Genomic DNA, 27,000 nt, shown 5'->3' with positions numbered 1-27,000 from the left:
TTACTGGCAAGCCTCGCACTCTTCGAAGCCCGGGTCGCCAGGACGCATCGTGCAGACCGCGCCTTCGGCTTCCGGCATCGGTTGTGCCAGCGGCGAGGTCGGCTCGGCCGAGAAGCCACCCGACATACCGCCCGAACTCGGCACCGCGTTCAGCGCGCCGTGGCTCACCGTCGACTTCTCGACGTGCGTAGCCGCCATCGTACGCAGGTAGTACGTGGTCTTCAGTGCGCGCGTCCACGCCAGCTTGTACGTCTCGTCGAGCTTCTTGCCCGAGGCGCCCGCCATGTAGATGTTGAGCGACTGCGCCTGGTCGATCCACTTCTGACGGCGCGACGCCGCCTCGACCAGCCACTTCGGCTCGACTTCGAACGCCGTGGCGTAGATCTCGCGCAGGTCGGCCGGCACGCGATCGATACGGGCGAGCGAGCCGTCGAAGTACTTCAGGTCGGCGACCATCACTTCGTCCCACAGACCACGGGCCTTCAGGTCACGCACCAGATATTCGTTGACCACCGTGAATTCGCCCGACAGGTTCGACTTCACGTACAGATTCTGGAACGTCGGCTCGATACAAGCCGAGACACCGATGATGTTCGAGATCGTCGCGGTCGGTGCGATCGCCACGCAGTTCGAGTTGCGCATGCCGTATTCGGCGATGTGCTTGCGCAGGCTGTCCCATTCGAGCGTGCTCGACAGGTCGACGTCGACATAACCACCGCGCTCTTCGGCCAGCAGCTTGAGCGAATCCTGCGGCAGGATGCCACGATCCCACAGCGACCCCTTGTACGACGAATACTGACCGCGTTCCTTGGCCAGCTCGGTCGACGCCCAGTAGGCGTAGTAGCACACCGCTTCCATCGAACGGTCGGCGAACTCGACGGCATCGTTCGACGCGTACGGCGTACGCAGCAGATGCAGACAGTCCTGGAACCCCATGATGCCCATGCCCACCGGACGGTGATGCAGGTTCGAATTGCGCGCCTTCGCCACCGCGTAGTAATTGATGTCGATGACGTTATCGAGCATGCGCATCGCCACGCGAATGGTGCGTTGCAGCTTTTCGTGATCCAGCTCGTAGCCGTTGGCCGTCTGCTTCAGGTGAGCCACGAGGTTCACCGAGCCGAGGTTACACACGGCGATTTCCGTCTCGCTCGTGTTGAGCGTGATTTCCGTGCACAGGTTCGACGAGTGCACCACGCCCACGTGTTGCTGCGGCGAGCGGATGTTGCACGGATCCTTGAACGTGATCCACGGATGACCGGTTTCGAACAGCATGCCCAGCATCTTGCGCCACAGCGCCTGCGCCGGCACCTTCTTGAACAGCTTGATTTCGCCGCGCGCGGCCTTGTCTTCGTAAGCCGTGTAAGCCTGTTCGAAGGCCTTGCCGTACTTGTCGTGCAGATCCGGGCAGGTCGACGGCGAGAACAGCGTCCACTCGGCGCCTTCCATCACGCGCTTCATGAACAGATCGGGAATCCAGTTCGCCGTGTTCATGTCGTGCGTGCGGCGACGATCGTCACCGGTGTTCTTGCGCAGTTCCAGGAACTCTTCGATGTCCAGGTGCCACGTTTCCAGGTAGGCACAGACAGCGCCCTTGCGCTTGCCGCCCTGGTTCACGGCCACGGCCGTGTCGTTCACCACCTTCAGGAACGGCACCACGCCCTGGCTCTTGCCATTCGTGCCCTTGATGTGCGAGCCGAGTGCACGAACCTGCGTCCAGTCGTTGCCCAGACCGCCCGCGAACTTCGAGAGCAGCGCGTTTTCCTTGAGCGCTTCGTAGATACCTTCCAGATCGTCCGAGACGGTGGTCAGGTAGCACGAAGAGAGCTGCGAGCGGCGCGTGCCCGAGTTGAACAGCGTAGGCGTCGAACTCATGAAGTCGAAGCTCGACAGGATCTGATAGAACTCGATCGCGCGCGCTTCGCGCTCGACTTCGTTCAGTGCCAGGCCCATTGCCACGCGCATGTAGAACGCCTGCGGCATTTCGATGCGATGGCCGTCGATATGCAGGAAGTAGCGGTCGTACAGCGTCTGCAGGCCAAGGTAGTTGAATTGCAGGTCGCGCGACGCGTCGAGCGCAGCGCCCAGCTTGGCCAGATCGAACGAGAGCAGTTGCTCGTCGAGCAGTTCTGCCTCGACACCTTGCTTGATGAAGCGCGGGAAATACTCGATGTAGCGCGCAGCCATTTCGCCCTGCGGCACTTCTTCGCCGAGAATTTCGCGGCGGATTGTGTGCATCAGGATACGAGCCGTGACCTGGCTGTACGCCGGTTCCTTCTCGATGAGGGTGCGCGAAGCGAGGATCGCCGAATCGTAGACCTGCGACAGCGGCACGCCGTCGTACAGGTTCTTGATGGTCTCGGTCAGGATCGGCTCGGCGTTGACTTCACTGCCGAGGTTTTCGCACGCAGCCTGCACCACGCCGCGCAGCACGGCCATGTCGAGGGGGCGCGTGACACCGTTGTCCGTGACACGCAGCACCGGCGCGTCGGGCGTGGCCGTTTCCTGCGTGGCCTCGACCGCATGCGCACGCTCTTGCGCACGCTTCTCGCGGTACAGCACGTAGGCACGTGCCACGTTGTGCTCGCCTTCGCGCATGAGCGCGAGCTCGACCTGATCCTGAATGTCTTCGATATGGAACGTACCGCCGTTCGGGCGGCTGCGCACCAATGCGCGCACGACGTTCTCCGTCAATTGCTCCACGAGCTCACGTACGCGCGCCGAAGCCGCACCTTGACCGCCGTTCACGGCAAGGAACGCCTTGGTCACGGCGATCGCAATCTTCGACGGCTCGAAACCCACCACCGAGCCGTTGCGTCGAATCACTTTGAAGTCGGCGTTGGTGGCCGGCTCGAATGCGCCCGTCGTCTGGGGCGCCGACGCACCCGCGCCACTGCCAGCGGTTGCGGCGGGCGTCGGGTTCGGGCGGGTGAGGTTTTCGTTAGTCTGCATGTAAAAACTCCCGTTCCAATGAGATGGTGCTGTTAGCGCGCCTCTACCAGTTTTACGGCCGGTAAAAATGCGCCCTGGGGGACGCCGATGGAGCGAAGTGCTGAACACCGCACGACCGACGGACGGCCAAGGGTTCGAGGTGTCCGCTGCACGGCTTTGCTGCTGTGCCGCCCCACAAAACGCCGCGGGACAAGCACGGTATTGATGGTTATTGCATCCTGTGCCGAACCTGACATCAACCACTAGATGTAGTGGTCGGCACCGGAATTGGCACTAAGTATAGTGGAGATGACGCACTCCGCAAACTCAAAAATTTCGCTCGCCGGGGAGGCCCGTGGCATCGTCGTGTCAAGCAAAACCTGTCCCCCTGAGGGGATTAATCGGCAGCCTGAAACGGCAGCGCTTCGGGATCCAGATCCGCCATCCGGCGCAATCGCTGCCACTCGAAATGCGGCCCCGGATCTGTCTTCCGGCCCGGTGCGATATCGGCATGCCCGGCCACGGCGTGAATCGGATAACGCTCACGCAACACGCGCGTGAGCGCCGCCAGGGTTGCGTACTGCGCCGCCGTGAACGGCAAGTCGTCGGTGCCTTCCAGCTCAACACCGATTGAGAAATCGTTGCAACGGGTACGGCCTTCGAATGACGACGCTCCCGCATGCCACGCCCGCGCGTCGCACGACACGAACTGTTGCAACGCACCATCGCGTCGCACCAGAAAGTGCGACGAGACATGCACGCCGCGAATCTCGTCGAAGAACGGATGCGCATCGTGGTCGAGCCGGTTCTGAAAGAACGCCGCGATCTCGTCTCCGCCGAACTGGCCCGGTGGCAACGAGATGTTGTGCACCACGAGGAGGCCGATCGGCATGCCGTCGGGCCGCCGATCGAAATTGGGTGACGGCAGACGTTCGGCTTCGCGCACCCAGCCGCCGGCATCGAGCGTGAACGACAGGCGTTGGTCTGGCGCGTTCATGCTTCACCTCGCGACATCGGCAAGGTGTGCCTCTGAGCGCGGTTACATGACCGGTGCGCAACGTTAGGGGACACAAATGACTGGAGCATGACGGGCACAGCGAACTCCCGTAGAGCGAGGGGCGCCATTGTAGCCCACTTGGCGTAACGCCGCCGGAGGGGCGTCCGGCGCGTCGGAGGCGGGCGGCTTGTGGAAATGCCATGCATTGCCGGCGCCTCGACAGACATCGCACTATATAGATATGCCCTTCCCAAAGAAGAAGCCTCCCGCCGTACTTGGCCGAGAGGCTTCTGTGGGCGTGACCACGCCCGGAGATGGCGTCGCACTCGTGTCGTACAACACGCGCACCACCCCGCGCCGCTCACAGGTGCGGCGCTAATGGCCGTTGCCGGCCGGTGAAACCCAACTGCTTCGCCAACACTGCTCGTCGCTTTCGATACGCTCACCTCGCTGGTTGCCATCGATCACGGAAATGCCGGAATTGCCGCTTCCACCCCTTCCATATGCGCTTCAGGGTGATGCTCCTTGAGCATCTCGCGAATCTCATCCACGCGACTGTCGCGCACATCCACCATCAGCAGGATCATGCCGCGCTCGAGGGGTTCGCGAAAAGCTTTGAGCCGAGAGTTCGGCACCGACACCCCGATCATGCTCGACACCCAGGCGCCAAAGAGCGCGCCGAGGGGTGCGGTCACGATCATCAATTCCCATTGGGGACGCGTGCCCACGATGGGGAAAAACGCCGCGACTGCACCGACTGCCAAACCACAGAACCCGCCGATCACGAGCCCGGCTTCTGCGCCGTGCACGATATCGGAAGTCTGTAGCAGGTTAGCCTCGTGCAGTCCCTCCAAGTCCATTTCGTCACGTGCCATGAAGTGAATGTGGCGCTCCTCGACTCGGGCGAGCAGCAAATCGCTCATCGTGCGCCCGGCACTGGCCAGATCGGGAAGCAGAAAATACATCCGTCTGCGCATTAGCATGTTGCGCCCTCCTGTCGTCTCGTCCCTGTTGTTATGGGTCTTTTATACAGAGCCGGTTACTGTGTTTTAGTGCATGCGACAGGCATGCGCAAGGCAGCCCGTTCAGAGGGCATGCCAGAGACGAGGGGAGAATTCGGATTCGCTGCGCAGCCTGGCTGCGCAGCGAGACTCAGGCGCGGCGTTCGCGCGCCAATTTGGCGTCGCGATGCGCAACGCTGCAAAAGTGTGTGCCGCCGGCGCCGGCGATGGCTTCACTCTCGGGGAGGTAGGTGTCGCACTCGATGCATTGCACCATGCGCTCGGCGGGCGGCAGCGCCTGACGCGCGGTCGTGCGCGCACCGTTTGCGGGCGGCGGACGCATGCGCTCTTCGCGCTCATTACGCTCAGTATTGCGCTTGCGTTCGTTGTGTCGCATCCACCACGTGCCCGCCACCAACAGCACCAGTAACAGCAGAATATTGCGCATCGCGCTTCAAGTCTCCGTCATGCGATGCAGCACCACCTCAAGCACGAAGCGAGAGCCGACATACGCCAGCAAAAGCGCCACAAACGACGCCAGAACCCAACGCAGCGCGACCTTACCGCGCCACCCATAGAAGTGCCGGCCCAGCAGCACCGCGCCAAACATCAGCCACGACACCACCGCGAACACGGTCTTGTGATCGATGCGCACCGCACGCCCGAACAGCGCCTCGGAGAACATCACACCGGAAATCAGCGTCAGGGTCAGCAACACGAACCCGGCACCGATCAGCCGGAACAGCAATTTTTCCATCGTGAGCAGCGGCGGCAACGTCTCGAGCCAGCGCGAAAGCCAGCCGGTCGCCTCGCTGCTGCGCGACGGATGCAGTTGCCGCTCGGCGTAAATCATCAGCAACGCGTGCAGCGCCGCCAGCGCGAACAGCCCGTAGGCCATGTTGGCGATGATGAAGTGCGCCTTGAAAATCGGATCTGCCGCAAAGCCGAGAATGCGCACATCCGGAAAAATCATCGGCAACAGACAGGCCACGGCGGCCACGGGTGTGACCATCAGCCGCAGGCTATCGAGCGGGAAAAAGAAACTCTCGATCCAGTAGATGCCGACCGAGAGCCACAGCATGGCCGAGAGCATGTACGCGAAACCGAAGTGCATGCTGTCAGCGCGGAAGATGGTCTGATGCAGCAGCACCCCGTGCAGCAAGAGCGCGGCGAACAGCGAAAGCTGCATCGGCCAGCGTGAGGGCGTGCCCGTGACCGGCGCAGGCGCGACCCGCCCGCCCGCCAGAGCGAGCGCGGCATCGCGCCGGTATCCTTGCCACGAACAAACCGCCAACCCGGCGTAAAGGATGGCGGTCAGCGCATACAGTAAAATAGTCATATTTGAAGTTTACACCAGCCCATGACGGGCGCGCTGCCGTACCCGCCACCGCCCCTCCGGGAGCGCGAGGCAGGGCAACCGGGGCCACTGCGAGTCTTACAGGATACGTTTCATGCTCGACAATCTCACTACGCGCCTCGCCAAGGTCGTCAAGACGCTGCGCGGCGAAGCACGCCTGACCGAGGCGAACACGCAGGAAATGCTGCGCGAAGTGCGCCTCGCCCTGCTCGAGGCCGACGTCGCGCTGCCGGTGGTCCGCGATTTCATCGCCAAGGTGAAGGAAAAGGCACTCGGTGAGGAGGTCATTTCCAGCCTCTCGCCGGGCCAGGCGCTCGTCGGCGTGGTGCAGCGCGAACTGACCGCGCTCATGGGCGGCGATTACGAAGGCCGTGCCGCCGAACTCAATCTCGCGACCACCCCGCCCGCCATCATCCTGATGGCCGGCCTCCAAGGCGCGGGCAAGACGACCACCGTCGGTAAGCTCGCCAAGCTGCTGCGCGCTCAGAAGAAGAAAGTCCTCACGGTTTCGACCGACGTCTACCGCCCCGCGGCTATCGCCCAGTTGCAGACGGTGACGCAACAGGTCGACGCCGACTTCTTCCCGTCGCAACCCGATCAGAAGCCGGTCGACATCGCCCGCGCGGCCGTCGACTGGGCGCGTCGCCATCACCATGAGGTGCTGATTGTCGACACGGCCGGCCGTCTGGGTATCGACGAAGCCATGATGCAGGAAATCAGCGCCCTGCACGCCGAGCTCAAACCGATTGAAACGCTGTTCGTCGTCGACGCCATGCTCGGCCAGGACGCCGTGAACACTGCCCGCGCCTTCAACGACGCGCTGCCGCTCACCGGCGTGGTGCTCACCAAGCTCGACGGCGACTCACGCGGCGGTGCTGCGCTGTCGGTACGCCACATCACCGGCAAGCCGATCAAATTCGTCGGTGTCGGCGAAAAGCTGGACGGCCTTGAAGTCTTCCACCCGGATCGCATGGCGAACCGGATTCTCGGCATGGGCGACATTCTCGCGCTCGTCGAAGAAGCCCAACGTGGCGTTGACGTGCAAGCCGCGCAAAAGCTCGCCGAGAAGGTCAAGAAAGGCGGAGACTTCGATCTGAACGATTTCAAGGCGCAGATCGGCCAGATGAAGAAAATGGGCGGCCTGTCGTCGCTCATGGACAAGCTGCCCGCGCAATTCCAGGCGGCTGCCAGCCAGACCAACATGGATCAGGCCGAGAAGCAGGTTCGCCGCATGGAAGGCATCATCAACTCGATGACGCCGGCCGAGCGCGCCAAGCCGGAACTGATCAAGGCGAGCCGCAAGCGCCGGATCGCCGCCGGTGCCGGCGTGCAGGTGCAGGAGGTCAACCGCATGCTCAATCAGTACGACCAGATGCGCACCATGATGAAGAAGCTCAAAGGCGGTGGCATGATGAAGATGATGCGCAGCATGAAAGGCATGATGCCCGGCATGCGCTGAGCCGGGCTTAACGGCCGCGGTCCGGGCATCCCTACGGACTTTCCGTATATACTCCGGGCCGCACTTAGCGACATCCCCCGCAACTCGTTCCACAGGGTCGCCCCATATGAACCGCGAAGAAGCCCTCGAAGTATTCCGTAATTCCGAAGAAATCGTCTCGGCCGACGAGGTGAGCCAGTCCGTCGACACGATGGCCAAGGCCATCAAGGAAGCCATTGGCGACGAATTCCCGATGGTGCTGTCGGTCATGGGCGGCGCAGCCGTCTTCACCGGCATGTTGCTGCCGCGTCTGGATTTCCCGCTCGAGTTCGACTACATCCACCTCTCGCGCTACAACAACACCACCACCGGCGGTGCAATGCAGTGGCGCGTGGCGCCGCGCGACTCGGTGCGCGAGCGCGTGGTGCTCGTGCTCGACGACATTCTCGACGAAGGTGCCACGATGGCGGCCATTCGCGACCGGATTCTGGAAATGGGCGCCTCGAAGTTCTACAGCGCCGTGCTCTGCGAGAAGATTCTGACGAAGGAAAAGCCGTCGCATCCGGATTTCTGCGGCTTCACGGTGCCGGACCGCTATGTCTTCGGCTGCGGCATGGACGCCAAGGGCTACTGGCGCAATCTGCCGGCGATCCGCGCGCTGACCACGCCGCGCTGAAGGCGGCGGCGGGACAACCTCCCGCATCGCACGAAAGCAAAAGGGGCCTGCCAGGCCCCTTTTTCATTGCAGCCGCTGCACGCACCACGCCATCAGATCAGAACTGATGTACGAAGATCTTCACGCCCTTGAGGATCATCTCGACCGAGATCGCTACCAGGATCAGCCCCATCAGACGCTCGAACGCGGCCACCACACGCGAGCCGAGCCATCGCTCGATACGATCGGCAAGCAACAGCACCACGGCACAGACGGCCATCGTCACACACAGCGCCGTAATCCATTCGAGCATGCGCCCCGGTTGCTGCGACACGAGCAGCATGACGGTCGCGAGCGCAGACGGTCCGGCAAGCGCGGGAATCGCCAGCGGCACGATGAGCGGCTCGCCCGCATCGGGCAACGACCCCTGATCGGGACGCGGAAAGATCATGCGCAGCGCGATCAGGAACAGCACGATGCCCCCGGCCAACTGCAACGATAGGTCGGTGAGACTCATCATGCGCAGAAAGCGGTCACCCACCAGCATGAAGAGCAGCAGGATGACAAAGGCAATCAGCACTTCGCGCAAGATCACCCGCGGCCGTCGATGCGCCGGCACGTTCTTCAGGGCATTCACGAAGATGGGGATATTGCCGAACGGGTCGGTGATGAGCAGCAACAGCACCGTCGCTGACGCGAACGTATATTCCATACGGATAACGCTTCCAGATATGACAACGGCAGCCGCGCGAGCGACTGCCGTCAGGTATTGCCTATGGCGTCGGTGGACGTGCGGCGTACCACCGGCAGACGTTCACCGGCGCGCCGCACCTCCCTCGCTCAGACGGCCTTGGCGGCCCGCACCTTACCGGTGACGAATTCCGCCACGACAGCAGCGTCGAGCAACTGGGCTTCGGTATCGCGGCGGCCCTGGTATTCGATCTTGCCCTCCTTCAGGCCACGGTCGCCGATCACCACGCGATGCGGCACGCCGATCAGTTCCCATTCGGCGAACATCACGCCGGGACGCTCGCCACGGTCGTCGAGAATCACATCGACACCGGCAGCCAGCAGATCTTCGTACAGCTTATCGGCGGCAGCACGCACGGCATCGCTGCGGTCGTAGCCCATCGGGCACAGCACCACTTCGAAAGGCGCGATCGATTCCGGCCAGATGATGCCGCGGTCGTCGAAATTCTGTTCGATGGCGGCGCCGAGAATTCGCGTGATACCAATGCCGTAGCAGCCCATTTCCATCGGTGCCGGCTTGCCGGTCTCGTCGAGGAAAGTGGCATCCATCGCTTCCGAGTACTTCGTGCCCAGTTGGAACACGTGCCCCACTTCGATACCGCGGCACAACGCGATCTCGCCCTTGCCGTCCGGCGAGAGGTCCCCCGGCACGACGTTGCGAAGATCGGCCACCACTTCCGGCTCGGGCAGATCGCGGCCCCAGTTCACCCCGGTCGTGTGGAAGTTGACCTCGTTCGCGCCGACCACGAAGTCGCTCATCTTCGCGACCGAACGGTCGACCACGAGCTTGACCGGCTTCTTCGTGTTCAGGGGGCCCAGATAGCCGGGCGGCGTGCCAAACCATTGGACGATCTCGGCTTCGCTCGCGAAACGGAAACCGGACAGCCCCGGCACCTTGCTCGCCTTGATTTCGTTCAGGTCGTGATCCCCGCGCAGCAGGAGCAACCAGATCGTGGTGCCGCTGTCTTCGCTATCCGTGGCGAGCACAATCGACTTGACCGTGCGCTCGAGCGGGATCGACAGCAGTTCCGCAACGGCCTCGCACTTGGCCTTGCCCGGCGTGGCGGTCTTGGTCAGTGCCTCGGCAGGGGCGGCGCGCTCGCCTTGGGGCGCGAGCGCTTCGGCCATTTCGACGTTGGCCGCATAGTCGGACGTCGGGCAGTAGGCGATGGCGTCTTCACCTGTGTCGGCGATCACGTGGAACTCGTGCGAACCGGAGCCGCCGATGGAGCCGTTGTCGGCCACCACGGCGCGGAATTCCAGGCCCAGACGCGTGAAGATGCGCACATAGGCATCGAACATCTTCTGATAAGACACCTGCATGCCGGCACGGTCCTTATCGAAGGAGTAGGCGTCCTTCATGATGAATTCGCGGCCGCGCATCACGCCGAAACGCGGACGGATCTCGTCGCGGAACTTCGTCTGCACCTGGTAGAAGTTCACCGGCAGTTGGCGGTAGCTCTTGATCTCGCGGCGAGCGATGTCCGTCACGACTTCTTCGTGCGTCGGACCGACGACGAATTCGCGATCGTTGCGATCCTTCAGGCGCAGCAGTTCGGGGCCGTACTGCACCCAGCGGCCAGACTCCTGCCAAAGTTCGGCCGGCTGCACCGCCGGCATGAGCAGTTCGAGCGCGCCAGCGCGGTTCATTTCTTCACGGACGATGGCTTCGACCTTGCGGATCGAGCGCAGGCCGATCGGCAGGTAATCGTAGATACCGCCTGCGACGCGGCGAATCATGCCGGCGCGCATCATCAGCTTGTGGCTGACGATTTCGGCGTCGGCGGGAGCTTCCTTGAGGGTGCCGATGAAGAAACGAGAGGCTTTCATGCAGATTTCCGGAAAAAGAGGGTCAACGGCGCGCACAGCGGTTCGGTCGGTTGCCAGAAGCGAGGCGGGGGCGCGCCTGAACGTCGTCGCCGCCCCCGAGACACCCGCCGGCCGTACGCGCCGCCCCGGTCACCCGAGCCGCCGCCGGCCGCCGCGCCGGTGATTATCTGTTTATAATCGAAGCAATTTTAAAGGATTCAAGGGTGGTTGTATGCTTGACCGTGAAGGCTTTCGCCCGAACGTCGGCATCATCCTCTTAAACGCACGCAATGAAGTGTTCTGGGGCAAGCGGCTGGGCGAGCACTCCTGGCAGTTCCCGCAAGGCGGCATCAAGTACGGCGAAACGCCTGAACAGGCCATGTTCCGAGAATTGCACGAGGAAACCGGGCTAAAGCCAGAACACGTCAAAATCATCGGTCGCACACGCGACTGGCTGCGTTATGAGGTGCCGGACAAATTCATCAAGCGCGAAGTGCGCGGACATTACCGGGGCCAGAAACAGATCTGGTTCCTGCTGCGCATGGTCGGTCGCGATTGCGACATCTGCCTGCGCGCCACCGATCATCCCGAGTTCGACGCCTGGCGGTGGAACGAGTACTGGGTGCCGCTCGACGCGGTCATCGAGTTCAAGCGCGAGGTCTATCAACTCGCCCTGAACGAGCTATCGCGCTATCTTCGGCGCTCGGCGGCACGTGCGCATCAGGATCGGCGGCGGTTTCCGCGCGCCGGGGCTCGAATCGGGGAAATGCCGCCCGGCGGCACGGACGCGCAGGACGACGGATGCCACCGTGACACCTGCAGCGGCAATGCCGGCGACGCGGCAGATACCGCCAGTTCGGGCATGCCGCCCCGGGAGCACTGAACCGGGCCGCGGCCGGCTTGTCCCATCATCGGTCGCGGGCTGCATGCCCGCGCCCCTTTTTTTGACCTGGTGTCCTCCGGGATGCCGCGCGAATTCCCCGCTTTCGTTCATCCGCCGTCCAACCGACTTCTCATCCACATCTCATGCGCCCTTTCTTTGCCCGCCGCGCCCCGCGCCTGGCCGCCCTGGCTCCTCTGGCCGCTCTGGCGCTGATCGCCGCCTGCAGCAACATGCCGTCGCAACCTGTCCAGGACTTCGACGAATACCTCGCCCAGCAGGAAGCCGCCAAGGGCAAATGGAAGGAGGCGGAATACGCCTTGCCGACCTCGGCACCGCAAGACGCCGATCTGGTGAGCTTTCCCACCGACCCGAACGCCACGCTCGACTACGCCATCGACACCAAGTCCGTGCAGGTGACGGAAGACGGCGTGGTCCGTTATGTTGCCGTGATCCGCAGCAAGCAAGGCGCGCGTAACGTGTCGTTCGAAGGTATTCATTGCTCGTCGTTCGAATCGCGCCTGTACGCCACCGGCCGTCCTGACGGCACATGGGTCGCGGCGCGCAACAGCGAATGGCGCCCGATCCGCCCGTATGGTGCAACGGCCTATCAGGGCATTCTGTATCGCGACTATCTCTGTCAAGACAAGACGCCACTGGGCAACGCCAAGGCCATCGTCCAGGGTCTGCGCTTCCCCACGACCTCGCCGAACTATCGTTGAGTGTGGCGGGCGAGCCTTGCCCGGCCCCGCCATCCCCGGTCGCATGAAAAAAAAACGCCGGCCACGCATTGCGTGCCGGCGTTTTTGACGTCTGACGCGAGGGAGCTCTCCTCGCCTTACGGCTCAGCGCAGAATCAGATTATCGCGATGGATCAGCTCGGGTTCGTTCGCGAAGCCCAGCACCTGCTCGATGTCGCTGCTCGGGTGACGACGAATCAGACGCGCCTCCGACGCACTGTAGTTCGACAGGCCGCGCGCGACTTCATGACCGGCTTCGTCCACACACGCGATCACTTCACCGCGCGCAAACGTGCCTTCGACGTCGATCACACCGATCGGCAACAGGCTCTTGCCCTCTTCCACCAGCTTCTTGCACGCGCCCGCGTCGATCACGACACGACCGCGCACCTGCAGATGGTCCGCCATCCACTGCTTGCGGGCCGTAAGCACCGCCGTACGCGCCACCAATTGCGTCCCGATGGCCTCGCCGCCCGCCAGGCGCACGAGCACGTCGGCTTCGCGCCCTGACGCGATCACGGTATGCGCACCGCTCGTGGCCGCACGCTTGGCCGCGAGTATCTTGGTCAGCATCCCACCGCGTCCGATGTTGGTTCCTGCGCCACCCGCCATCGCCTCCAGACGCTCGTCCCCCGCCGCTGCCTCGTGGACGAACTCGGCATCGGGATGCTTACGGGGATCGGCCGTGTACAGGCCCGATTGATCGGTCAGGATGACCAGCGCGTCGCCATCGATCAAATTGGTCACGAGCGCGCCCAGCGTGTCGTTGTCGCCGAACTTGATTTCGTCGGTAACGACCGTGTCGTTCTCGTTTATGATCGGCACGACACCGAGACGCAACAACGTCAGCAAGGTAGTCCGTGCATTCAGATAGCGTTCGCGGTCGGCCAGATCGGCGTGCGTCAGCAGAATCTGTGCGGTTCGCACGCCATGCTCGGCGAAGCGAGTCTCGTAGACCTGCGCAAGTCCCATCTGGCCCACGGCGGCAGCGGCCTGCAGTTCGTCGATGGCCTTGGGACGTCTTGCCCAGCCCAGACGCTGCATTCCCTCGGCAATGGCGCCAGAACTGACGAGTACCACCTGCTTTGGCGGACGCCCGTCGCCACCGTGCCGCAGCGCGGCGATCTGTTGCGCCCAGCGCGCGATGGCGACATCGTCCAGACCGCGACCGTCGTTGGTCACGAGACTGGAACCCACTTTCACCACAAGCCGCTTGGCATCGGCGATGACCGAACGCATGGACCTGGATTCTCCTGCGGATGTATTGGGAAGACAGACCGAGACAGTCGCCGGGAGGCGGGAAGCGACGTTGAACCGCCCTTCCCTCACACGACGACAGCCGCCGGATCGCTGGCGGCGACACGACTTTCCGCGTCAGCGCCAGCCTTTGAGTGACGTGAAGTTTACGCCTTTGGCGCGTCGTCCGGGGGCGTTTGTGGTGCGGCATCGGCCGCCGGCTCGGCCGGCGCAGCACTGCCTGCGCGAAAACGCGGGTCCAGTGCGGCGTCTTCAAGGGCTTCTTCGACGGCACCGCGTTGCTGGTAAAGATATTCCTGCACCGCCAGGCACAGCTTCTCGCAGCCTTCGCCCGTCAGCGCAGAGATTTCGAAGGTCGGGCCATTCCAGCCGAAGCGCTTCTTGAAGTCGGCCACGCGCTCGGCACGCTCGGCTTCCGGCACCATATCGACCTTGTTGAGCACCAGCCAGCGCGGCTTCTGGAACAGTTCTTCGTCGTACTTCTGGAGTTCGAGAACGATGGCCTGCGCGTCAGCCACCGGATCGACGCCTTCGTCGAACGGGGCAATGTCCACGATATGGAGCAACAAGCCGGTGCGCTGCAAGTGACGCAAGAACTGGTGACCCAGTCCTGCACCTTCCGCAGCGCCTTCGATCAGGCCCGGAATATCCGCGATCACGAAGCTCTTGCCCGGCGCGGTGCGCACGACACCCAGGTTCGGGTGCAACGTCGTGAACGGGTAATCCGCGATCTTCGGACGCGCATTCGATACCGATGCAATGAATGTCGACTTGCCCGCATTCGGCATGCCGAGCAGACCGACGTCCGCGAGCACTTTCAGCTCGAGCTGGAGCATGCGGCGCTCACCGGGCTTGCCGTCCGTCTTCTGACGGGGCGCGCGGTTCGTGCTCGACTTGAAATGGAGGTTGCCCAGACCGCCTGCACCGCCCTGTGCGAGCACGACTTCCTGACCATGCTCGGTCAGATCGGCGATGGTCTCGCCGGTCTCCATGTCGCTGATGATGGTGCCGACCGGCATGCGCAGGAAGATGTCCTCGCCGCCTTTGCCGTAGCAATCTGCGCCACGACCGGATTCACCGTTCTTCGCCAGATGCTTCTTCGAATAACGGTAATCGATCAGGGTGTTGATGTTGCGATCCGCCACGGCAAACACGCTGCCGCCGCGACCGCCGTCGCCGCCGTCAGGTCCACCGAACGGCACGAACTTCTCACGGCGCATCGATGCCGAGCCATTGCCGCCATTCCCGGCGATCACCTCGATGCGCGCTGCGTCAATGAATTTCATGTGGGTTCGTTCCGCTCAATCGACCGTCCGCAGACGATCCAAATACTATTCAATGATCCGGCCCGGGCGCGCGATGCTCGCTGCGCGCAGGCGGGACAAACAAAAAAGGCTCCGCATGGGAGCGGAGCCTTTTGGTGGCAAAAGGCTTAGCTTACGCTGCCGGCACCACGCTAACCACTTGCTTCTTCGCTGCGCCCTTGACGGCGAATTGCACGTGGCCGTCGGCCAGTGCAAACAGCGTGTGGTCCTTACCGATACCGACGTTTTCGCCGGCATGCATACGAGTACCGCGTTGGCGAACGATGATGCCGCCAGCCAGGATGGCCTGACCGCCGTACACCTTCACGCCGAGGCGCTTCGACTCAGAATCGCGGCCGTTACGGGACGATCCGCCTGCTTTTTTGTGTGCCATGACTTAACTCCTTACCTAGCTCGATCGATTAGCCGTTGATGCTGTCGATGCGCAGCTCGGTGTAGTTTTGGCGATGGCCTTGACGCTTTTGGTAGTGCTTGCGACGGCGCATCTTGAAAATCTTCACCTTGGGGTGACGACCCTGGGCGATAACGGTAGCCTTGACGGAAGCCCCACTGACCAACGGCGCACCGAACTTAATCGATTCGCCCTCGCCAACGGCGAGAACCTGGTCGATGGTGATTTCAGCGCCAATGTCAGCCGGTATCTGTTCTACTTTGAGCTTTTCGCCAGCAGCAACCTTATATTGCTTACCGCCGGTTTTTATGACCGCGTACATTGTTGAACCTCACTCATAAACAAGAGAATTTCCGTGCAGACCGAGGGTCCCGAAAGGACTCGACTTACCGGCCAATCGCACCGCCGCAGACCGTCATACCGAAGTATTTTCGGACTTAGCGCAACGAATGCGCGCACGAAAACCGGGGATTATACAGACTTTCTCCTTTTGAGTCAAAGACTTCCGTGAAACCCGCGATTACGCGGGGCTGGTCCCCGAAAGTCACCGCGCGCACTATATAATTTGGGGCGAATTTTTCCTCACCCGAGCCTTGTCTTGACTGCTTCGACTTCTCCCCAGAACGTACTGGCCGCCATCGCCGACGACATGCGTGCCGTCGACCAGCTTATCCGCCACCGGCTGGCCTCCGAGGTGGTCCTGATCAATCAGATCTCGGAGTACATCATCAATTCGGGCGGCAAACGGCTGCGCCCGGCATTGCTGCTGCTCGTGGCGGGTGCGCTGGGCGTGACCTCGCCGCACCGTTTCGAACTGGCCGCGGTCATCGAATTCATCCACACGTCGACATTGCTTCACGACGACGTCGTCGACGAGTCCGATCTGCGCCGCGGCAAGCAGACCGCCAATGCGCTGTTCGGCAATGCGGCCTCGGTGCTGGTCGGCGACTTCCTGTACTCGCGCTCCTTCGAAATGATGGTGAGCGTGGACAACATGCGCGTGATGCAGATCCTTGCGCGCGCGACCAATGTCATCGCCGAAGGCGAAGTGCTGCAGTTGCTGAACATGCACGACCCCGACGTCGATGAAGCGCGCTATCTGCAAGTCATCCAATACAAGACGGCCACGCTGTTCGAAGCCGCTACGCAACTCGCTGCGGTGCTCGCCAATGCCGACGCGCAGACCGAAGCGGCCGTGCGTGAATACGGTGGGCGTCTGGGCACCGCGTTCCAATTGATGGACGACTGGCTTGACTACGCAGGCGACACCGACGCGATGGGCAAGAACGCGGGCGACGATCTGCGCGAAGGCAAACCGACGCTGCCGCTCATTCATGTGCTGCAACATGGCACGAATGAAGAACGCGCCCTTGTGCGTGAAGCCATCGAGAATGGCGGCACCGACAAGTTCGAACCGATCCTCGCGGCAATCACGCGCACAGGCGCACTCGACTACACGCTGGCACGCGCAAAAGAAGAGGCCGATGCAGCAGCACAAACAATTTCTGCACTTCCCTCTTCCCATTATAAAAATAGCCTGCTAGAATTGTGTTCTTACTCGATAGCGCGACGCACTTAAGGGTGAAGCAGCAGTATCGAAGCGGGGTGTAGCTTAGCCTGGTAGAGCGCTACGTTCGGGACGTAGAGGCCGGAGGTTCGAATCCTCTCACCCCGACCAGGATTAACTTTGCTCTCAAGCAAAGCAAAAAAACCGCCGGACATGTCCGGCGGTTTTTTTATGCCTGTCGCATTCGTTGTTGTCCATACGGATCACACAACGTCCCCCTCGACGCCATCCCTGGAATGTCTTGCCGTGCGCGTCTTCGACCTGATGCGCCATGCACTGACGACCCCGGAACGGGGACGCCGATATCCCCTCTGCTATAGTGGCAACTCATTGCCACCCCCCGCGCTATTCGCGCCAAAACGCTTGGAAGCCTTGCCCTTATGGGCGCAGATTTGCGCCGTCGCCCTTCTGATCATCTGCTCGGGATTCTTCTCCATTTCCGAAACGAGCATGATGGCGCTCAACCGCCATCGCCTTAAGCATCTGGTACGCATGAACGTCCACGGTGCCAAGGCGACGCAGGGTCTGCTCTCCCGGACCGAAGCGCTGCTCTCGACGATTCTCGTCGGCAACAACGTCATCAATACGGTCGTACCGGTGCTCACCACGTCGATTGCGGTGCGCTACTTCGGCAACGACGCCGTCACGCTGTCGATCGCAACCGCGCTCATTGCGTTGCTCATCATCATCTTCGCCGAGATCGGCCCGAAGATCGTCGGCGCAACGTACCCCGAGCGCATCGCGTTGCCGACCAGCACGCTGCTCAAACCGATCGTGACGGTCGCCACGCCGCTCGTGTGGGTGCTCAACGGCTTCGTGCGTGGCATGCTGCGCTTGCTGCATATCGATACGCGCCGTGCAGCAAACGAAGCTCGCCTGACCACGGAAGAGTTGCGCACCATCGTGCTCGAAGCCGGCAACTACATGCCGACCAAGCCGCGCAGTGTGCTGCTCAATCTGCTCGATCTCGAGAACATCACCATCGACGACGTGATGGTGCCGCGCGCGCGCATTGAAGCGCTCGACATCTCGGCGCCGCTCGACACGATCCTCACGCAACTCGAGACGTGCTATCACAACAAGCTGCCGGTCTATGACGGTGACATCGATCGGGTCGTCGGCATTCTTCCGGTGCGTCGCACGCTCGCCGCTCTGCGGCACCCCGACAGCCTCACGGTCGATACCTTGCGTGCGTTGCTCGTCGACCCGTACTTCATTCCGAGCGACACGCCTGCGTTGCGTCAGTTGCAGTATTTCCAGGAGAACCACCGGCGCGTGGGGCTGGTTGTGAACGAATACGGCGAAGTCGAAGGACTCGTCACCACCGAGGACATTATTGAAGAACTCATCGGTGAGTTCACGACGAGCGTGCCGGGCACAGGCGGAAGCCGGTCCGGCTGGACGGCAAACGACGATTGCCTGGTCAGCGGCGGCGTGGGGCTGCGCGATCTGAACCGCCGATTGGGACTGCATCTGCCAACCGACGGGCCGAAGACGCTCAACGGCCTGATCCTCGAAGTGCTGCGCGAAATCCCCGAAGCCGCGGTCAGTCTGGAAATCAGCAACGTCCGGATGGAAATCGTGCAGATCGACAATCAGGCGATCAAGATGGTGCGCCTGTTCAAGCCGACGGCACAATCGTCGTTGCACGATTGAGTCGGCGCAGTTCACTGCACGTAACATCGCCCCATTTTTCGGGCAATTCCGATTGAGCCATTCCAGGGTTTTGACGAGACTGAAGCTTCACGCAGCCCTCGCCAAACCCTGTCATGCCATTTCACGCCTCCGAACCCGCAGACGTTGCGCCCCCGGCCGATAGCCGCGCGACAGACCCGGCCGCCACCGGGTCACATGCGCAGCACGACGCTGCCACACCGTTGCAGTTCCTCGAGCAAATGTTGAGCGAAGCCATTCGGGCGGGCGCGTCCGATATGCACTTCGAGCCGATGGCACAACGCTTTCGTATTCGACTGCGTATCGATGGCCGTCTGCAAGAACACTGCGACGTGCCCATGCCCTGGCGCGACATGCTCATCTCGCGCCTCAAGGTGCTCGCCAACCTGGATATCGCTCAGAAGCGTCTGCCGCAGGATGGGCGCATGGTGTGGCGCGAAGCGGGCGAACCTGTCGAGTGCCGCGTCAGCGCATTGCCAACGTTGCATGGCGAGAAGCTCGTCGTGCGTTTGCTCGACGGCGCGAAAGTCCCGCTCTCGCTGGAAGGTCTCGGGTACACACCGAAGCAGTACCTCGCGCTCGCCCGCGCAATTGCCCAGCCGCACGGCATGATCCTGCTGACCGGACCGACAGGAAGCGGCAAAACCGTCTCGCTCTACAGTTGTCTGCGACGGCTCAACGACACGTCGCGCAATATCGTCACTATCGAAGACCCGGTGGAAATCCGCTTGCCCGGCATCACGCAGGTCAATCTGAACGAGCGCGCAGGACTCGACTTTGCGACAGCCTTGCGCGCGTTTCTGCGGCAGGACCCGGACGTCCTTGTCGTCGGCGAAATCCGCGATGCGCAAACTGCGGAGATCGCCGTGCAGGCGGCGCAGACCGGACACCTTGTCTTTGCTACCGTTCACGCGAACGACGCGCCCAGCACCCTCGCCCGTCTGTTCGACCTGGGTGTTGCACCGTTCAATCTTTCGTCGACGCTGTTGGTCATCAGTGCGCAGCGATTGCTCCGGCGCCGATGTCCGGCCGGCTGCGAACCCGGTGACGCATCCGAAGGCGAAATGCCCGGAGAACATCGCTGCATGCGCTGCCATGGCACCGGTTTTGCCGGGCGCATCGGCGCCTTTCAGGTCATGCCGATCAGCGCGACACAGGCGATCAACATCGCGCAGGCTCGCAGCCCGCACGAGTTGGCCGCGCAGGCCGGAAGCGAAGGCGTCATGACATTGCGCGAAGCGGGGCTCTGGCATGCTGCAGCAGGCACCGTCTGTGAGGAGGATGTCGATGCGACAACGCCCGCCTGACGCACGTTCACAGTCCGCATGCAATGACGCATCGCCGGCATCGTCGCGCACATTACGCACGCCTTCAACGCGAATGCACCGATCTCGGCCAGGCGCCGTATCGCAGAGGAGCGAACCATGCCATCCCAGCCATCGATGAAGCCGCTGCGCCGCTGGCAATGGCAGGGTCTCGATGCCAATGGGCAGCGCCGCCGGGGAGCGGTGATCGCTCCCGGTGAGGCCGCCGCGCGCCTGATGCTTCGCGGCCAACACCTGACCATCACGCATATCCGGGCGGGCCGCAGACATGCTGCGGCCGGGCGAGTCGGGCCGGCAGACGCCACCGACTTCGTCCGGCGTCTTGCGACGTTGCTGGGTGCGAGCGTGCCGCTCACGGCCGCGCTTGACGTGCTTGCACGCGGCACCCACACGCGAGGACTCAAGCGGCTGGCTTCCGCCGTCGGATCGGACGTCGCCCAAGGGCATCCGTTAGCGCAGGCCATGGCGCGGGCCACCCGACGATTCACCAGCATCGACTGTCAGTTGATCGCAGCAGGGGAATTGAGCGGGCGACTTGGCCCGACGCTGGCTGGCCTGAGCGCACAGTACGATCACACGCGAAGCGTGAGGGAGAAGTTGCAGCGCGCGCTGGCGTATCCACTGACCGTGCTCGCCGTTGCCGTGACCGTCGTGATCGCGCTGTTGCATTGGGTGATCCCGGAGTTCGAGCGACTGTTCGCAAGCGCCGCAGGCGGCGGGGTACCGCTGCCGCCCCTCACCCGCTGGCTCATCGACATGTCACGCGCGTCGCTGACCCATGGGCCGTGGCTGCTGGCCGGCTTTGGCGCGTCGGGGTTGGCGGTCACGGCAGCGTTGCGCCGCAGCACTCGAATACGGCGGCTGCGGGATCGCCTGATATTGCGGCTGCCGGGTGGCGGCCAGATCATCCGCATGATGAGCGCCGCACGGTGGGCCAGAACCCTCGGCACATTGCTGGACGCAGGCATCGCGCTGCCCGATGCGATGGACGCTGCGGCGAGCGCCTGCGGCAACCTCGTCATGCAGCAGGCAGCGCATGACGTGCATCGGGCCGTCGCGCGCGGCGCGCGCCTCGCGACCTCTCTCGAGGCTGACGCACAGTGGCCACTGGTGATCGCGCAACTGGCCGTGATCGGGGAGGAATCGGGTACACTCGGGCGCATGCTCAATCAGGCCGCCGGCCTGCTCGACGAAGAGGCCTCGCATGCGCTGGTCAGTGCCTGCGCGAAGCTGGAACCCATGATGATTACGTTTCTCGGCCTGCTGATTGGCGGCATGGTGCTCGCCATGTACCTGCCGATGTTCCAACTCGGATACGGTGTCGCATGAACGGTTACGCAGAGCTGCTTCTTGTCGACTGGCTGGCGCAACTGGAACCTCACTGGCGCCTGCTGCTGTTCGCAGCGTTGGGTGTCGTGGCCGGACTTGGCCTCGATGTCGTCGTGCGACGCGTGCCGGTCGCTGTCGAACAGGCGTGGCTCGAAGAGATGCAGGCCGTCAACGCGACGAGCCCCTTGTTGCATCACACTCCCTCGCATCACACCCCCTCGCATCAGACCGACCTGCCGTCTGCCGCGATGGCGCGGGCGGACTCCCTCGCAGCGCTGAACATCCCTTCACTCAATACTGCCCCGTCGCGCCGCTGGCAGCTATCGCTCCTGAGCGGTGTGCTGAGTATTGCCATCGGGTGGCGCTTCGGCCCCACCTGGCAGAGTATCGGCGCACTCGGGCTGGTCTGGACGCTGATCGCACTCGCCTACATCGACTACGACACACAACTCCTGCCGGACATCCTGACGTTGCCCCTGCTCTGGGTAGGGCTGCTCTGCAACCTCGGTCACTGGTTCGCCGCATTGCCTGCAGCCGTTATCGGCGCCGCCGCAGGCTACATGAGTCTATGGGGGCTGTATTGGGTGTACTGGTGGTTGCGTCGCCGTGAAGGCATGGGCTTCGGCGACTTCAAACTCTATGCCGCGCTGGGTGCGTGGTTCGGCTGGACAGCGTTATTGCAGATCCTGACCCTCGCCTGCCTGCTAGCGATCGTCGTAGCGGGCGGCGCATGGATCGCCGGACGCCTGCGCAGCGACCAAATGTTTCCGTTCGGCGCATTTCTCGCAGCAGCAGGCATCGCCACGCTGTTCGGCGGCAACGGTCTCATGATCTGGATCGGAGGAACTCCATGACTTACGCCATCGGCCTGACCGGCGGCATCGGCAGCGGCAAGACGACCGTCGCCAATCTGTTCGCCGCCCACGGCATCGCCATCATCGACACCGACGCCATCGCACACAGCATTACGGCACCGGGCGGCGCCGCCATGCCCGCGATCCGGCGCGAGTTCGGCGACGCCTTTGTTGCCCCGGACGGCTCGCTCGATCGCGCGCGCATGCGTGAAGCGGTCTTCACGGACGACGCAGCGAAAACGCGTTTGGAGGCAATCACCCATCCGCTGATTCGCACCGAGTGTGAGCGTGCCGCCGCCGAGGCACAGGGGCCGTATCTGATTTTCGTCGTCCCCCTGCTGGTGGAATCCGGTACGTGGCGCGAGCGGGTGCAGCGGGTGCTCGTTATCGACTGCACCGAGCAAACACAGATCGCACGCGTCATGGCCCGCAACCGCTTCACGCGTGAGCAGGTGCAGGCAATCATGGCGCGACAGGCCACGCGTGCGCAGCGGCTCACTGCCGCGGACGACGTCATCGACAACGATATGCAACACGCGCCGCTGGCACCGCAGGTCGACCGTTTGCATGCCGCTTATCTGAAGCTCGCGGCGCAGTCCGAAGGCGATTGAACGGCGTGGGCGGTCGCGTTTCGTGCGTCGCGCCTGCGCGCCGCCTTCGATTGAGCGCCCACTCGCATTGCACCCCGACAGATTCCCGCATTAGAATGTCGCCATTACGCTGAAAAGCGCCAACTTTTGGGCCAACGCGCTTGATCCTGTACGAATATCCGCTCAACGAACGCATTCGCACGCTGCTTCGGCTAGAAGAGCTGTTCGGGCGCTTTGCCTTTTTCGTCGGACAGGATCAGCCGCTCGATCACCATGCGGCGCTGATCACGATGTTCGAGATTGCCGACATCGCCGGACGCACTGACCTGAAGAACGATCTGGTCAAGGAACTCGACCGGCAGCGTCAGACGCTGCACACCTATCGCGGCAATCCCGATATCGCCTCCGACGCGCTCGAGCAGTTCATCGGCGAAGTCGAACTGGCGATCGCGAACCTCAACCAGATTCCGGGCAAACCCGGCCAGCATCTGAACGACAACGAATGGCTCGCAAGCATTCGCAGCCGCTCGGTGATTCCGGGCGGCACGTGCCGCTTCGATCTGCCGTCGTATTACGCTTGGCGTCACAACGACGCTGAACAGCGCCGTCACGACATTGACAAATGGATCGGTCCGCTGCTGCCGCTGCGCGATGCCATCGGCATCGTGCTGGGCTTGGCCCGCGAGTCTGGCCACGCCAGCAAGGCGATGGCGCAGCAGGGCAGCTATCAGCAGATGCTGACCGGCCGCGTCTACCAGCTCATGCAAGTGCGGGTTGCGGCCGATCTGCGCGTCATTCCCGAAGCCAGCGCCAACAAGTACATGCTGTGGGTGCGCTTCACGACACAGGACGGCGATCTGAAGCCGCGTCCTGTCGACAGTGACGTGCCGTTCCTGCTAACGCTCTGCAATCTGTAAGATCATGACGACGGTCATCCACTGCCCGACCTGCGGCAAGAAGGTGGTCTGGGGACCTCAGGCCAAATTCCGCCCGTTCTGCTCGGAGCGCTGCAAGCAGATCGACATGGGCGCCTGGGCGGCGGAGAAGTACACGATCCCCGCCGAATCGCCCGACGATCCGTCGCAGGACGCGCCGCTCGATCCGACACAGCGTTAAGCGGGACAGCCCCCTGCGGGTGGCGGCATCTCGGAACCAACGAAAAAGGCACCCACCGCGGGCGCCTTTTTTCATTTCCGGAGACGTCTCGTCGCCGACTCGCCGGTGGTGCCGCCACGCCATCGCTACAGCTTCGCAGCCAACTCCTCGGCGAGCCACGTCAACGGTGGCAGCGCAGCAGGCAGCAGCGGCTCAACGCTCACCGGCGGACGCTCCCACGCCAGCGCCTGCCCTTCCTTGCCGTGCGGCTCACCCTGCCACGCGGTCACCTTGCAGAAATGCAGACGCACATAGGCATGCGGGTAATCGTGTTCGAGAACGCGCCACGGCGCACAGCGCTCCACCGTCACCCCGAGTTCTTCGTGCAGTTCGCGCGCCAGCGCCGCAGCCACCGACTCGCCGGCTTCGAGCTTGCCACCCGGGAATTCCCAGTAGCCCGCGTACGGCTTACCGTCGGGACGTTGACCGAGGAGCACCGAGCCATCGGGTCGCACCATCACACCCACAGCCACTTCCGTGACGGGACGCCCATCGGGCGCAAATCGTTTCGAGTCTGTCATATGACTGCACATTGCCTGCGGAATTTCCTGATCGGACGAACGGACGAACGGACGGGGCACCGCCCTGCTGCCCCGGCACCCCGTTCGCCAGATCGTTACGATGCGTGCGACGCACCACGCTGCTTGCCCGCCCAGTCGCGGGCAAACTGAAACGCCACACGGCCCGAACGCGAACCGCGCTCCAGCGCCCAGATCAGCGCCTCGTGACGCGCATTCTCCGTCTGATCGCCCGGCACACCGAAGTGCTGCAACCAGTGGCCGACGATCGTCAGGTAGTCGTCCTGCTTGAACGGATAGAAGCTCACCCACAGCCCGAAACGCTCGGACAGCGAGATCTTTTCCTCGATCACCTCGCCCGGATGAATCTCACCGTCTTCGGTGTGGCGATAACTCTCGTTGTCCTTCATGTATTCGGGCAACAGGTGACGGCGGTTCGACGTGGCGTAGATCAGCACATTGTCCGACTGCGCGGCGACCGAACCGTCGAGCGCGACTTTCAGGGCCTTGTAGCCCGACTCGCCGTCTTCAAACGACAGGTCGTCGCAAAACACCACGAACCGCTCGGGACGCTGCGAAATCATGTCGACGATATCGCCCAGATCGACCAGATCGTCCTTGTCGACTTCAATCAGACGCAGACCTTCCGGGGCGTATTGGTTCAGGCAGGCCTTGATCAGTGACGACTTGCCCGTGCCACGTGCGCCGGTCAGCAACACGTTATTGGCAGGCTCACCACGAACGAACTGGCGCGTGTTCTGCTCGATGAGCCCCTTCTGGCGCTCGATGTTCTGCAGATCGTCCAGCGTAATCTCGGACACGTGCGCTACCGGTTGCAGGAAGCCACGCCCCTGCTTCTTGCGCCAACGAAACGCCATGGCGGCGTTCCAGTCGATCTCGGGGGCGGCCGGGGGCAGCATCGCCTCCAGCCGGGCCAGCACGCCTTCCGCGCGCGTAAGGAACTGCTCCAGTTTGTCCATGCTTCGAAATCCCCGCGCCGCTCAGGGGCGCTTGTGTCGATGCTTCTTGGTGTTGTGGTTTCCCTTCGCTTTGCGCCACGGTGCTTTTGCCACCTGCCGGCGATGTGCCGACATCGTCGGGCACGTCTACCGGCGCGTGGCCGGTGCCGGTCCGGCATCGGCCCTCTGCGCCCAACGGCCGTGCGCCCCGGGTGGGAGGCGCACGGCCGTCGCGTCAGGGCTCAGGAACGGTAATCCGCGTTGATGCTCACGTAGTCGTGCGAAAGGTCGCACGTCCACAATGTCGTGGCGGCGTCGCCACGGCCGAGCACCACACGTACCGTGATCTCGCTTTGCTTCATCACGCGCTGGCCGTCTTCCTCACGGTAGTCGGCATTGCGCCCCCCCGCGCGGGCGACGAGTACGTCGTCCAGATACAGGTCGATCTTGCTGACATCGAGGTCGTCCACGCCGGCATAACCGATCGCGGCCAGAATACGGCCAAGATTCGGATCGGACGCGTAGAACGCTGTCTTCACCAGCGGCGAATGGCCGATCGCATAGGCGATCTGACGGCACTCGGCCACGTCACGCCCGCCCTCGACCTTCACTGTGATGAACTTAGTCGCGCCTTCGCCGTCGCGCACGATGAGCTGCGCCAGCTCCTGCGAGATCGAGAGCAAAGCATCGCGGAATGCGGCAAAAGCTGCGGTATCCGTGCTGGCGATTTCCGGCAGGTCGGTCTGGCCCGTGGCCACGACGATGAAGGAGTCGTTGGTGGACGTATCGCCATCGATCGTGACAGCGTTGAACGAGCGATCCGCGACGTACTTCACGAGCGCGTCGAGCACCGGCTGCGCCACGCGTGCGTTGGTGCCGACGAAGCCGAGCATGGTCGCCATGTTCGGCTTGATCATGCCGGCGCCCTTGCTGATACCCGTGAGGACGATCGACTTGCCGTCGATCACGATCTCGCGCGACGCGGCCTTCGGCAGCGTGTCGGTCGTCATGATCGATTGGGCGGCCTCGTACCAGTGCGCGGGCGCCAGGTTGGCGATCGCCTGCGGCAGACCGGCAACCAGACGCTCGACCGGCAGCGGCTCGAGAATCACGCCCGTCGAGAACGGCAGAATCTGGTTCGGTGCGATCGACAGCAGCTCGGCAAGTGCAGTGCATGTCGCACGCGTGGCCACCATGCCCGGCTCGCCGGTGCCGGCGTTGGCGTTACCCGTGTTGACGACGAGTGCGCGAATGCCCGCATGCGCGGCCAGATGCTCCTTGCACACCGTCACCGGCGCGGCGCAAAAACGGTTCGTCGTGAAAACGCCGGAGACCGTGCTACCGGCAGCCAGTCGCATGACCAGCACATCCTTGCGGTTCGGCTTACGGATATTGGCTTCGGCCCACCCCAGTTCGACGCCGGGAATGGCGCGCAGTTGGGAGGCTTCGATCGAGGGGAAATTGACGGCCATGAGGGTTCGCCCGCGAGAGGTAAGGG

The 27,000-nt window shown here is 63.0% G+C and carries 26 protein-coding genes and 1 tRNA gene; 13 read left to right on the top strand and 14 right to left on the bottom strand.

All coding sequences use genetic code 11. From position 1 onward, the window contains the following. The 5 genes from PBR20603_RS18370 to PBR20603_RS18350 all read right to left on the bottom strand — a co-directional run bounded on the left by PBR20603_RS18370 (position 1) and on the right by PBR20603_RS18350 (position 6,268). On the bottom strand, positions 1-2,952 hold the full coding sequence (locus PBR20603_RS18370) for a ribonucleoside-diphosphate reductase subunit alpha (RefSeq protein WP_150560934.1): 2,952 nt from the start codon (positions 2,950-2,952) through the stop codon (positions 1-3). Positions 2,953-3,328: 376 nt separating this feature from the next. Next, complete coding sequence (ampD, locus tag PBR20603_RS18365) at positions 3,329-3,928, bottom strand: 1,6-anhydro-N-acetylmuramyl-L-alanine amidase AmpD (protein WP_150560933.1); 600 nt, start codon at positions 3,926-3,928, stop codon at positions 3,329-3,331. 464 nt (positions 3,929-4,392) lie between these two features. Beyond that, positions 4,393-4,905 (bottom strand): DUF1269 domain-containing protein, encoded by a 513-nt coding sequence (locus tag PBR20603_RS18360; RefSeq protein ID WP_150561033.1) that lies wholly within the window; start codon positions 4,903-4,905, stop codon positions 4,393-4,395. 175 nt (positions 4,906-5,080) lie between these two features. Beyond that, a complete protein-coding gene (locus PBR20603_RS18355; protein ID WP_150560932.1) occupies positions 5,081-5,377 on the bottom strand; it encodes a PP0621 family protein in 297 nt (98 codons plus the stop codon). Positions 5,378-5,383: 6 nt separating this feature from the next. Next, complete coding sequence (locus PBR20603_RS18350) at positions 5,384-6,268, bottom strand: cytochrome C assembly family protein (protein WP_150560931.1); 885 nt, start codon at positions 6,266-6,268, stop codon at positions 5,384-5,386. A 112-nt stretch (positions 6,269-6,380) separates the two neighbouring features. Between PBR20603_RS18350 and ffh the strand changes: the two genes are divergently transcribed. After that, positions 6,381-7,745 carry a signal recognition particle protein gene (gene ffh, locus PBR20603_RS18345; protein WP_150560930.1) on the top strand — a complete coding sequence of 455 codons (1,365 nt, stop codon included), beginning with the start codon at positions 6,381-6,383 and terminating at the stop codon, positions 7,743-7,745. A gap of 106 nt (positions 7,746-7,851) precedes the next feature. Next, positions 7,852-8,400, top strand: a complete 549-nt coding sequence (locus PBR20603_RS18340; RefSeq protein WP_150560929.1) for a hypoxanthine-guanine phosphoribosyltransferase — start codon at positions 7,852-7,854, stop codon at positions 8,398-8,400. 97 nt (positions 8,401-8,497) lie between these two features. Here the strand turns inward: PBR20603_RS18340 and PBR20603_RS18335 are convergent, their stop codons facing one another. Continuing rightward, positions 8,498-9,091, bottom strand: a complete 594-nt coding sequence (locus PBR20603_RS18335) for a MarC family protein (protein WP_150560928.1) — start codon at positions 9,089-9,091, stop codon at positions 8,498-8,500. A gap of 128 nt (positions 9,092-9,219) precedes the next feature. Then, complete coding sequence (locus PBR20603_RS18330) at positions 9,220-10,959, bottom strand: proline--tRNA ligase (RefSeq protein WP_150560927.1); 1,740 nt, start codon at positions 10,957-10,959, stop codon at positions 9,220-9,222. A 211-nt stretch (positions 10,960-11,170) separates the two neighbouring features. On the opposite strand from PBR20603_RS18330, the gene PBR20603_RS18325 reads away from it, so the two are divergent. Together PBR20603_RS18325 and PBR20603_RS18320 are read left to right on the top strand one after the other, a co-directional pair. Then, positions 11,171-11,821, top strand: coding sequence for an RNA pyrophosphohydrolase (locus PBR20603_RS18325; protein WP_150560926.1), 651 nt, complete (start codon positions 11,171-11,173; stop codon positions 11,819-11,821). A gap of 143 nt (positions 11,822-11,964) precedes the next feature. Then, entirely contained in the window at positions 11,965-12,540 is a 576-nt protein-coding gene (locus PBR20603_RS18320; RefSeq protein ID WP_150560925.1) for a CNP1-like family protein, read from the top strand. Positions 12,541-12,663: 123 nt separating this feature from the next. Here the strand turns inward: PBR20603_RS18320 and proB are convergent, their stop codons facing one another. The 4 genes from proB to rplU form a co-directional block, all read right to left on the bottom strand. Beyond that, entirely contained in the window at positions 12,664-13,797 is a 1,134-nt protein-coding gene (gene proB, locus PBR20603_RS18315; protein ID WP_150560924.1) for a glutamate 5-kinase, read from the bottom strand. Positions 13,798-13,961: 164 nt separating this feature from the next. Then, entirely contained in the window at positions 13,962-15,101 is a 1,140-nt protein-coding gene (gene cgtA, locus PBR20603_RS18310; protein WP_150560923.1) for an Obg family GTPase CgtA, read from the bottom strand. A gap of 151 nt (positions 15,102-15,252) precedes the next feature. Continuing rightward, positions 15,253-15,513 (bottom strand): 50S ribosomal protein L27, encoded by a 261-nt coding sequence (gene rpmA, locus PBR20603_RS18305; RefSeq protein ID WP_010803931.1) that lies wholly within the window; start codon positions 15,511-15,513, stop codon positions 15,253-15,255. A 28-nt stretch (positions 15,514-15,541) separates the two neighbouring features. Then, positions 15,542-15,853, bottom strand: coding sequence for a 50S ribosomal protein L21 (gene rplU / locus PBR20603_RS18300; protein WP_010803930.1), 312 nt, complete (start codon positions 15,851-15,853; stop codon positions 15,542-15,544). A gap of 327 nt (positions 15,854-16,180) precedes the next feature. On the opposite strand from rplU, the gene PBR20603_RS18295 reads away from it, so the two are divergent. The 9 genes from PBR20603_RS18295 (at position 16,181) to yacG (ending at position 23,986) form a co-directional block, all read left to right on the top strand. Next, positions 16,181-17,110: a polyprenyl synthetase family protein gene (locus tag PBR20603_RS18295; RefSeq protein WP_246174832.1), complete on the top strand. Its 930-nt coding sequence runs from the start codon at positions 16,181-16,183 to the stop codon at positions 17,108-17,110. Positions 17,111-17,132: 22 nt separating this feature from the next. Continuing rightward, positions 17,133-17,209, top strand: a tRNA-Pro gene (locus PBR20603_RS18290). Positions 17,210-17,461: 252 nt separating this feature from the next. Next, positions 17,462-18,754, top strand: a complete 1,293-nt coding sequence (locus PBR20603_RS18285) for an HlyC/CorC family transporter (RefSeq protein ID WP_150560921.1) — start codon at positions 17,462-17,464, stop codon at positions 18,752-18,754. A gap of 113 nt (positions 18,755-18,867) precedes the next feature. Further along, a complete protein-coding gene (locus PBR20603_RS18280) occupies positions 18,868-20,079 on the top strand; it encodes a GspE/PulE family protein (protein ID WP_150560920.1) in 1,212 nt (403 codons plus the stop codon). 117 nt (positions 20,080-20,196) lie between these two features. Then, on the top strand, positions 20,197-21,426 hold the full coding sequence (locus PBR20603_RS18275) for a type II secretion system F family protein (RefSeq protein WP_150560919.1): 1,230 nt from the start codon (positions 20,197-20,199) through the stop codon (positions 21,424-21,426). Beyond that, on the top strand, positions 21,423-22,280 hold the full coding sequence (locus PBR20603_RS18270; protein WP_150560918.1) for a prepilin peptidase: 858 nt from the start codon (positions 21,423-21,425) through the stop codon (positions 22,278-22,280). The genes PBR20603_RS18275 and PBR20603_RS18270 overlap by 4 nt, the downstream gene beginning before the upstream one ends. Next, on the top strand, positions 22,277-22,891 hold the full coding sequence (gene coaE, locus PBR20603_RS18265) for a dephospho-CoA kinase (RefSeq protein WP_150560917.1): 615 nt from the start codon (positions 22,277-22,279) through the stop codon (positions 22,889-22,891). The genes PBR20603_RS18270 and coaE overlap by 4 nt, the downstream gene beginning before the upstream one ends. A 140-nt stretch (positions 22,892-23,031) precedes the next feature. Then, on the top strand, positions 23,032-23,787 hold the full coding sequence (gene zapD, locus PBR20603_RS18260; RefSeq protein WP_150560916.1) for a cell division protein ZapD: 756 nt from the start codon (positions 23,032-23,034) through the stop codon (positions 23,785-23,787). Between the two features lie 4 nt (positions 23,788-23,791). Then, positions 23,792-23,986: a DNA gyrase inhibitor YacG gene (yacG, locus tag PBR20603_RS18255; protein WP_150560915.1), complete on the top strand. Its 195-nt coding sequence runs from the start codon at positions 23,792-23,794 to the stop codon at positions 23,984-23,986. Between the two features lie 125 nt (positions 23,987-24,111). Here the strand turns inward: yacG and PBR20603_RS18250 are convergent, their stop codons facing one another. The 3 genes from PBR20603_RS18250 to argJ form a co-directional block, all read right to left on the bottom strand. Further along, on the bottom strand, positions 24,112-24,546 hold the full coding sequence (locus tag PBR20603_RS18250; RefSeq protein WP_150560914.1) for an NUDIX domain-containing protein: 435 nt from the start codon (positions 24,544-24,546) through the stop codon (positions 24,112-24,114). A 95-nt stretch (positions 24,547-24,641) separates the two neighbouring features. Beyond that, complete coding sequence (locus PBR20603_RS18245; RefSeq protein ID WP_150560913.1) at positions 24,642-25,523, bottom strand: ATP-binding protein; 882 nt, start codon at positions 25,521-25,523, stop codon at positions 24,642-24,644. A gap of 221 nt (positions 25,524-25,744) precedes the next feature. After that, positions 25,745-26,974: a bifunctional glutamate N-acetyltransferase/amino-acid acetyltransferase ArgJ gene (gene argJ, locus PBR20603_RS18240; protein ID WP_150560912.1), complete on the bottom strand. Its 1,230-nt coding sequence runs from the start codon at positions 26,972-26,974 to the stop codon at positions 25,745-25,747. Between the last annotated feature and the right edge of the window lie 26 nt (positions 26,975-27,000).

The organism is Pandoraea bronchicola (assembly GCF_902459805.1).
GTDB lineage: Bacteria > Pseudomonadota > Gammaproteobacteria > Burkholderiales > Burkholderiaceae > Pandoraea > Pandoraea bronchicola.
The sequence above is the reverse complement of the archived record's forward strand: the minus strand, read 5'-3'. Positions and strand labels throughout refer to the sequence as shown.

Bases quoted from the DNA above. Each gene is read 5' to 3' on its own strand.
- ffh (WP_150560930.1), top strand. From the start codon at position 6,381: ATGCTCGACAATCTCACTACGCGCCTCGCCAAGGTCGTCAAGACGCTG.
- PBR20603_RS18340 (WP_150560929.1), top strand. From the start codon at position 7,852: ATGAACCGCGAAGAAGCCCTCGAAGTATTCCGTAATTCCGAAGAAATC.
- cgtA (WP_150560923.1), bottom strand. From the start codon at position 15,101: ATGAAATTCATTGACGCAGCGCGCATCGAGGTGATCGCCGGGAATGGC.
- rpmA (WP_010803931.1), bottom strand. From the start codon at position 15,513: ATGGCACACAAAAAAGCAGGCGGATCGTCCCGTAACGGCCGCGATTCT.
- PBR20603_RS18245 (WP_150560913.1), bottom strand. From the start codon at position 25,523: ATGGACAAACTGGAGCAGTTCCTTACGCGCGCGGAAGGCGTGCTGGCC.
- PBR20603_RS18325 (WP_150560926.1), top strand. From the start codon at position 11,171: ATGCTTGACCGTGAAGGCTTTCGCCCGAACGTCGGCATCATCCTCTTA.
- ampD (WP_150560933.1), bottom strand. From the start codon at position 3,928: ATGAACGCGCCAGACCAACGCCTGTCGTTCACGCTCGATGCCGGCGGC.
- rplU (WP_010803930.1), bottom strand. From the start codon at position 15,853: ATGTACGCGGTCATAAAAACCGGCGGTAAGCAATATAAGGTTGCTGCT.
- PBR20603_RS18320 (WP_150560925.1), top strand. From the start codon at position 11,965: ATGCGCCCTTTCTTTGCCCGCCGCGCCCCGCGCCTGGCCGCCCTGGCT.
- yacG (WP_150560915.1), top strand. From the start codon at position 23,792: ATGACGACGGTCATCCACTGCCCGACCTGCGGCAAGAAGGTGGTCTGG.
- PBR20603_RS18355 (WP_150560932.1), bottom strand. From the start codon at position 5,377: ATGCGCAATATTCTGCTGTTACTGGTGCTGTTGGTGGCGGGCACGTGG.
- coaE (WP_150560917.1), top strand. From the start codon at position 22,277: ATGACTTACGCCATCGGCCTGACCGGCGGCATCGGCAGCGGCAAGACG.
- argJ (WP_150560912.1), bottom strand. From the start codon at position 26,974: ATGGCCGTCAATTTCCCCTCGATCGAAGCCTCCCAACTGCGCGCCATT.
- proB (WP_150560924.1), bottom strand. From the start codon at position 13,797: ATGCGTTCGGTCATCGCCGATGCCAAGCGGCTTGTGGTGAAAGTGGGT.
- PBR20603_RS18295 (WP_246174832.1), top strand. From the start codon at position 16,181: ATGCGTGCCGTCGACCAGCTTATCCGCCACCGGCTGGCCTCCGAGGTG.
- PBR20603_RS18330 (WP_150560927.1), bottom strand. From the start codon at position 10,959: ATGAAAGCCTCTCGTTTCTTCATCGGCACCCTCAAGGAAGCTCCCGCC.
- PBR20603_RS18335 (WP_150560928.1), bottom strand. From the start codon at position 9,091: ATGGAATATACGTTCGCGTCAGCGACGGTGCTGTTGCTGCTCATCACC.
- PBR20603_RS18275 (WP_150560919.1), top strand. From the start codon at position 20,197: ATGCCATCCCAGCCATCGATGAAGCCGCTGCGCCGCTGGCAATGGCAG.
- PBR20603_RS18370 (WP_150560934.1), bottom strand. From the start codon at position 2,952: ATGCAGACTAACGAAAACCTCACCCGCCCGAACCCGACGCCCGCCGCA.
- PBR20603_RS18360 (WP_150561033.1), bottom strand. From the start codon at position 4,905: ATGCGCAGACGGATGTATTTTCTGCTTCCCGATCTGGCCAGTGCCGGG.
- PBR20603_RS18270 (WP_150560918.1), top strand. From the start codon at position 21,423: ATGAACGGTTACGCAGAGCTGCTTCTTGTCGACTGGCTGGCGCAACTG.
- PBR20603_RS18280 (WP_150560920.1), top strand. From the start codon at position 18,868: ATGCCATTTCACGCCTCCGAACCCGCAGACGTTGCGCCCCCGGCCGAT.
- PBR20603_RS18350 (WP_150560931.1), bottom strand. From the start codon at position 6,268: ATGACTATTTTACTGTATGCGCTGACCGCCATCCTTTACGCCGGGTTG.
- PBR20603_RS18250 (WP_150560914.1), bottom strand. From the start codon at position 24,546: ATGACAGACTCGAAACGATTTGCGCCCGATGGGCGTCCCGTCACGGAA.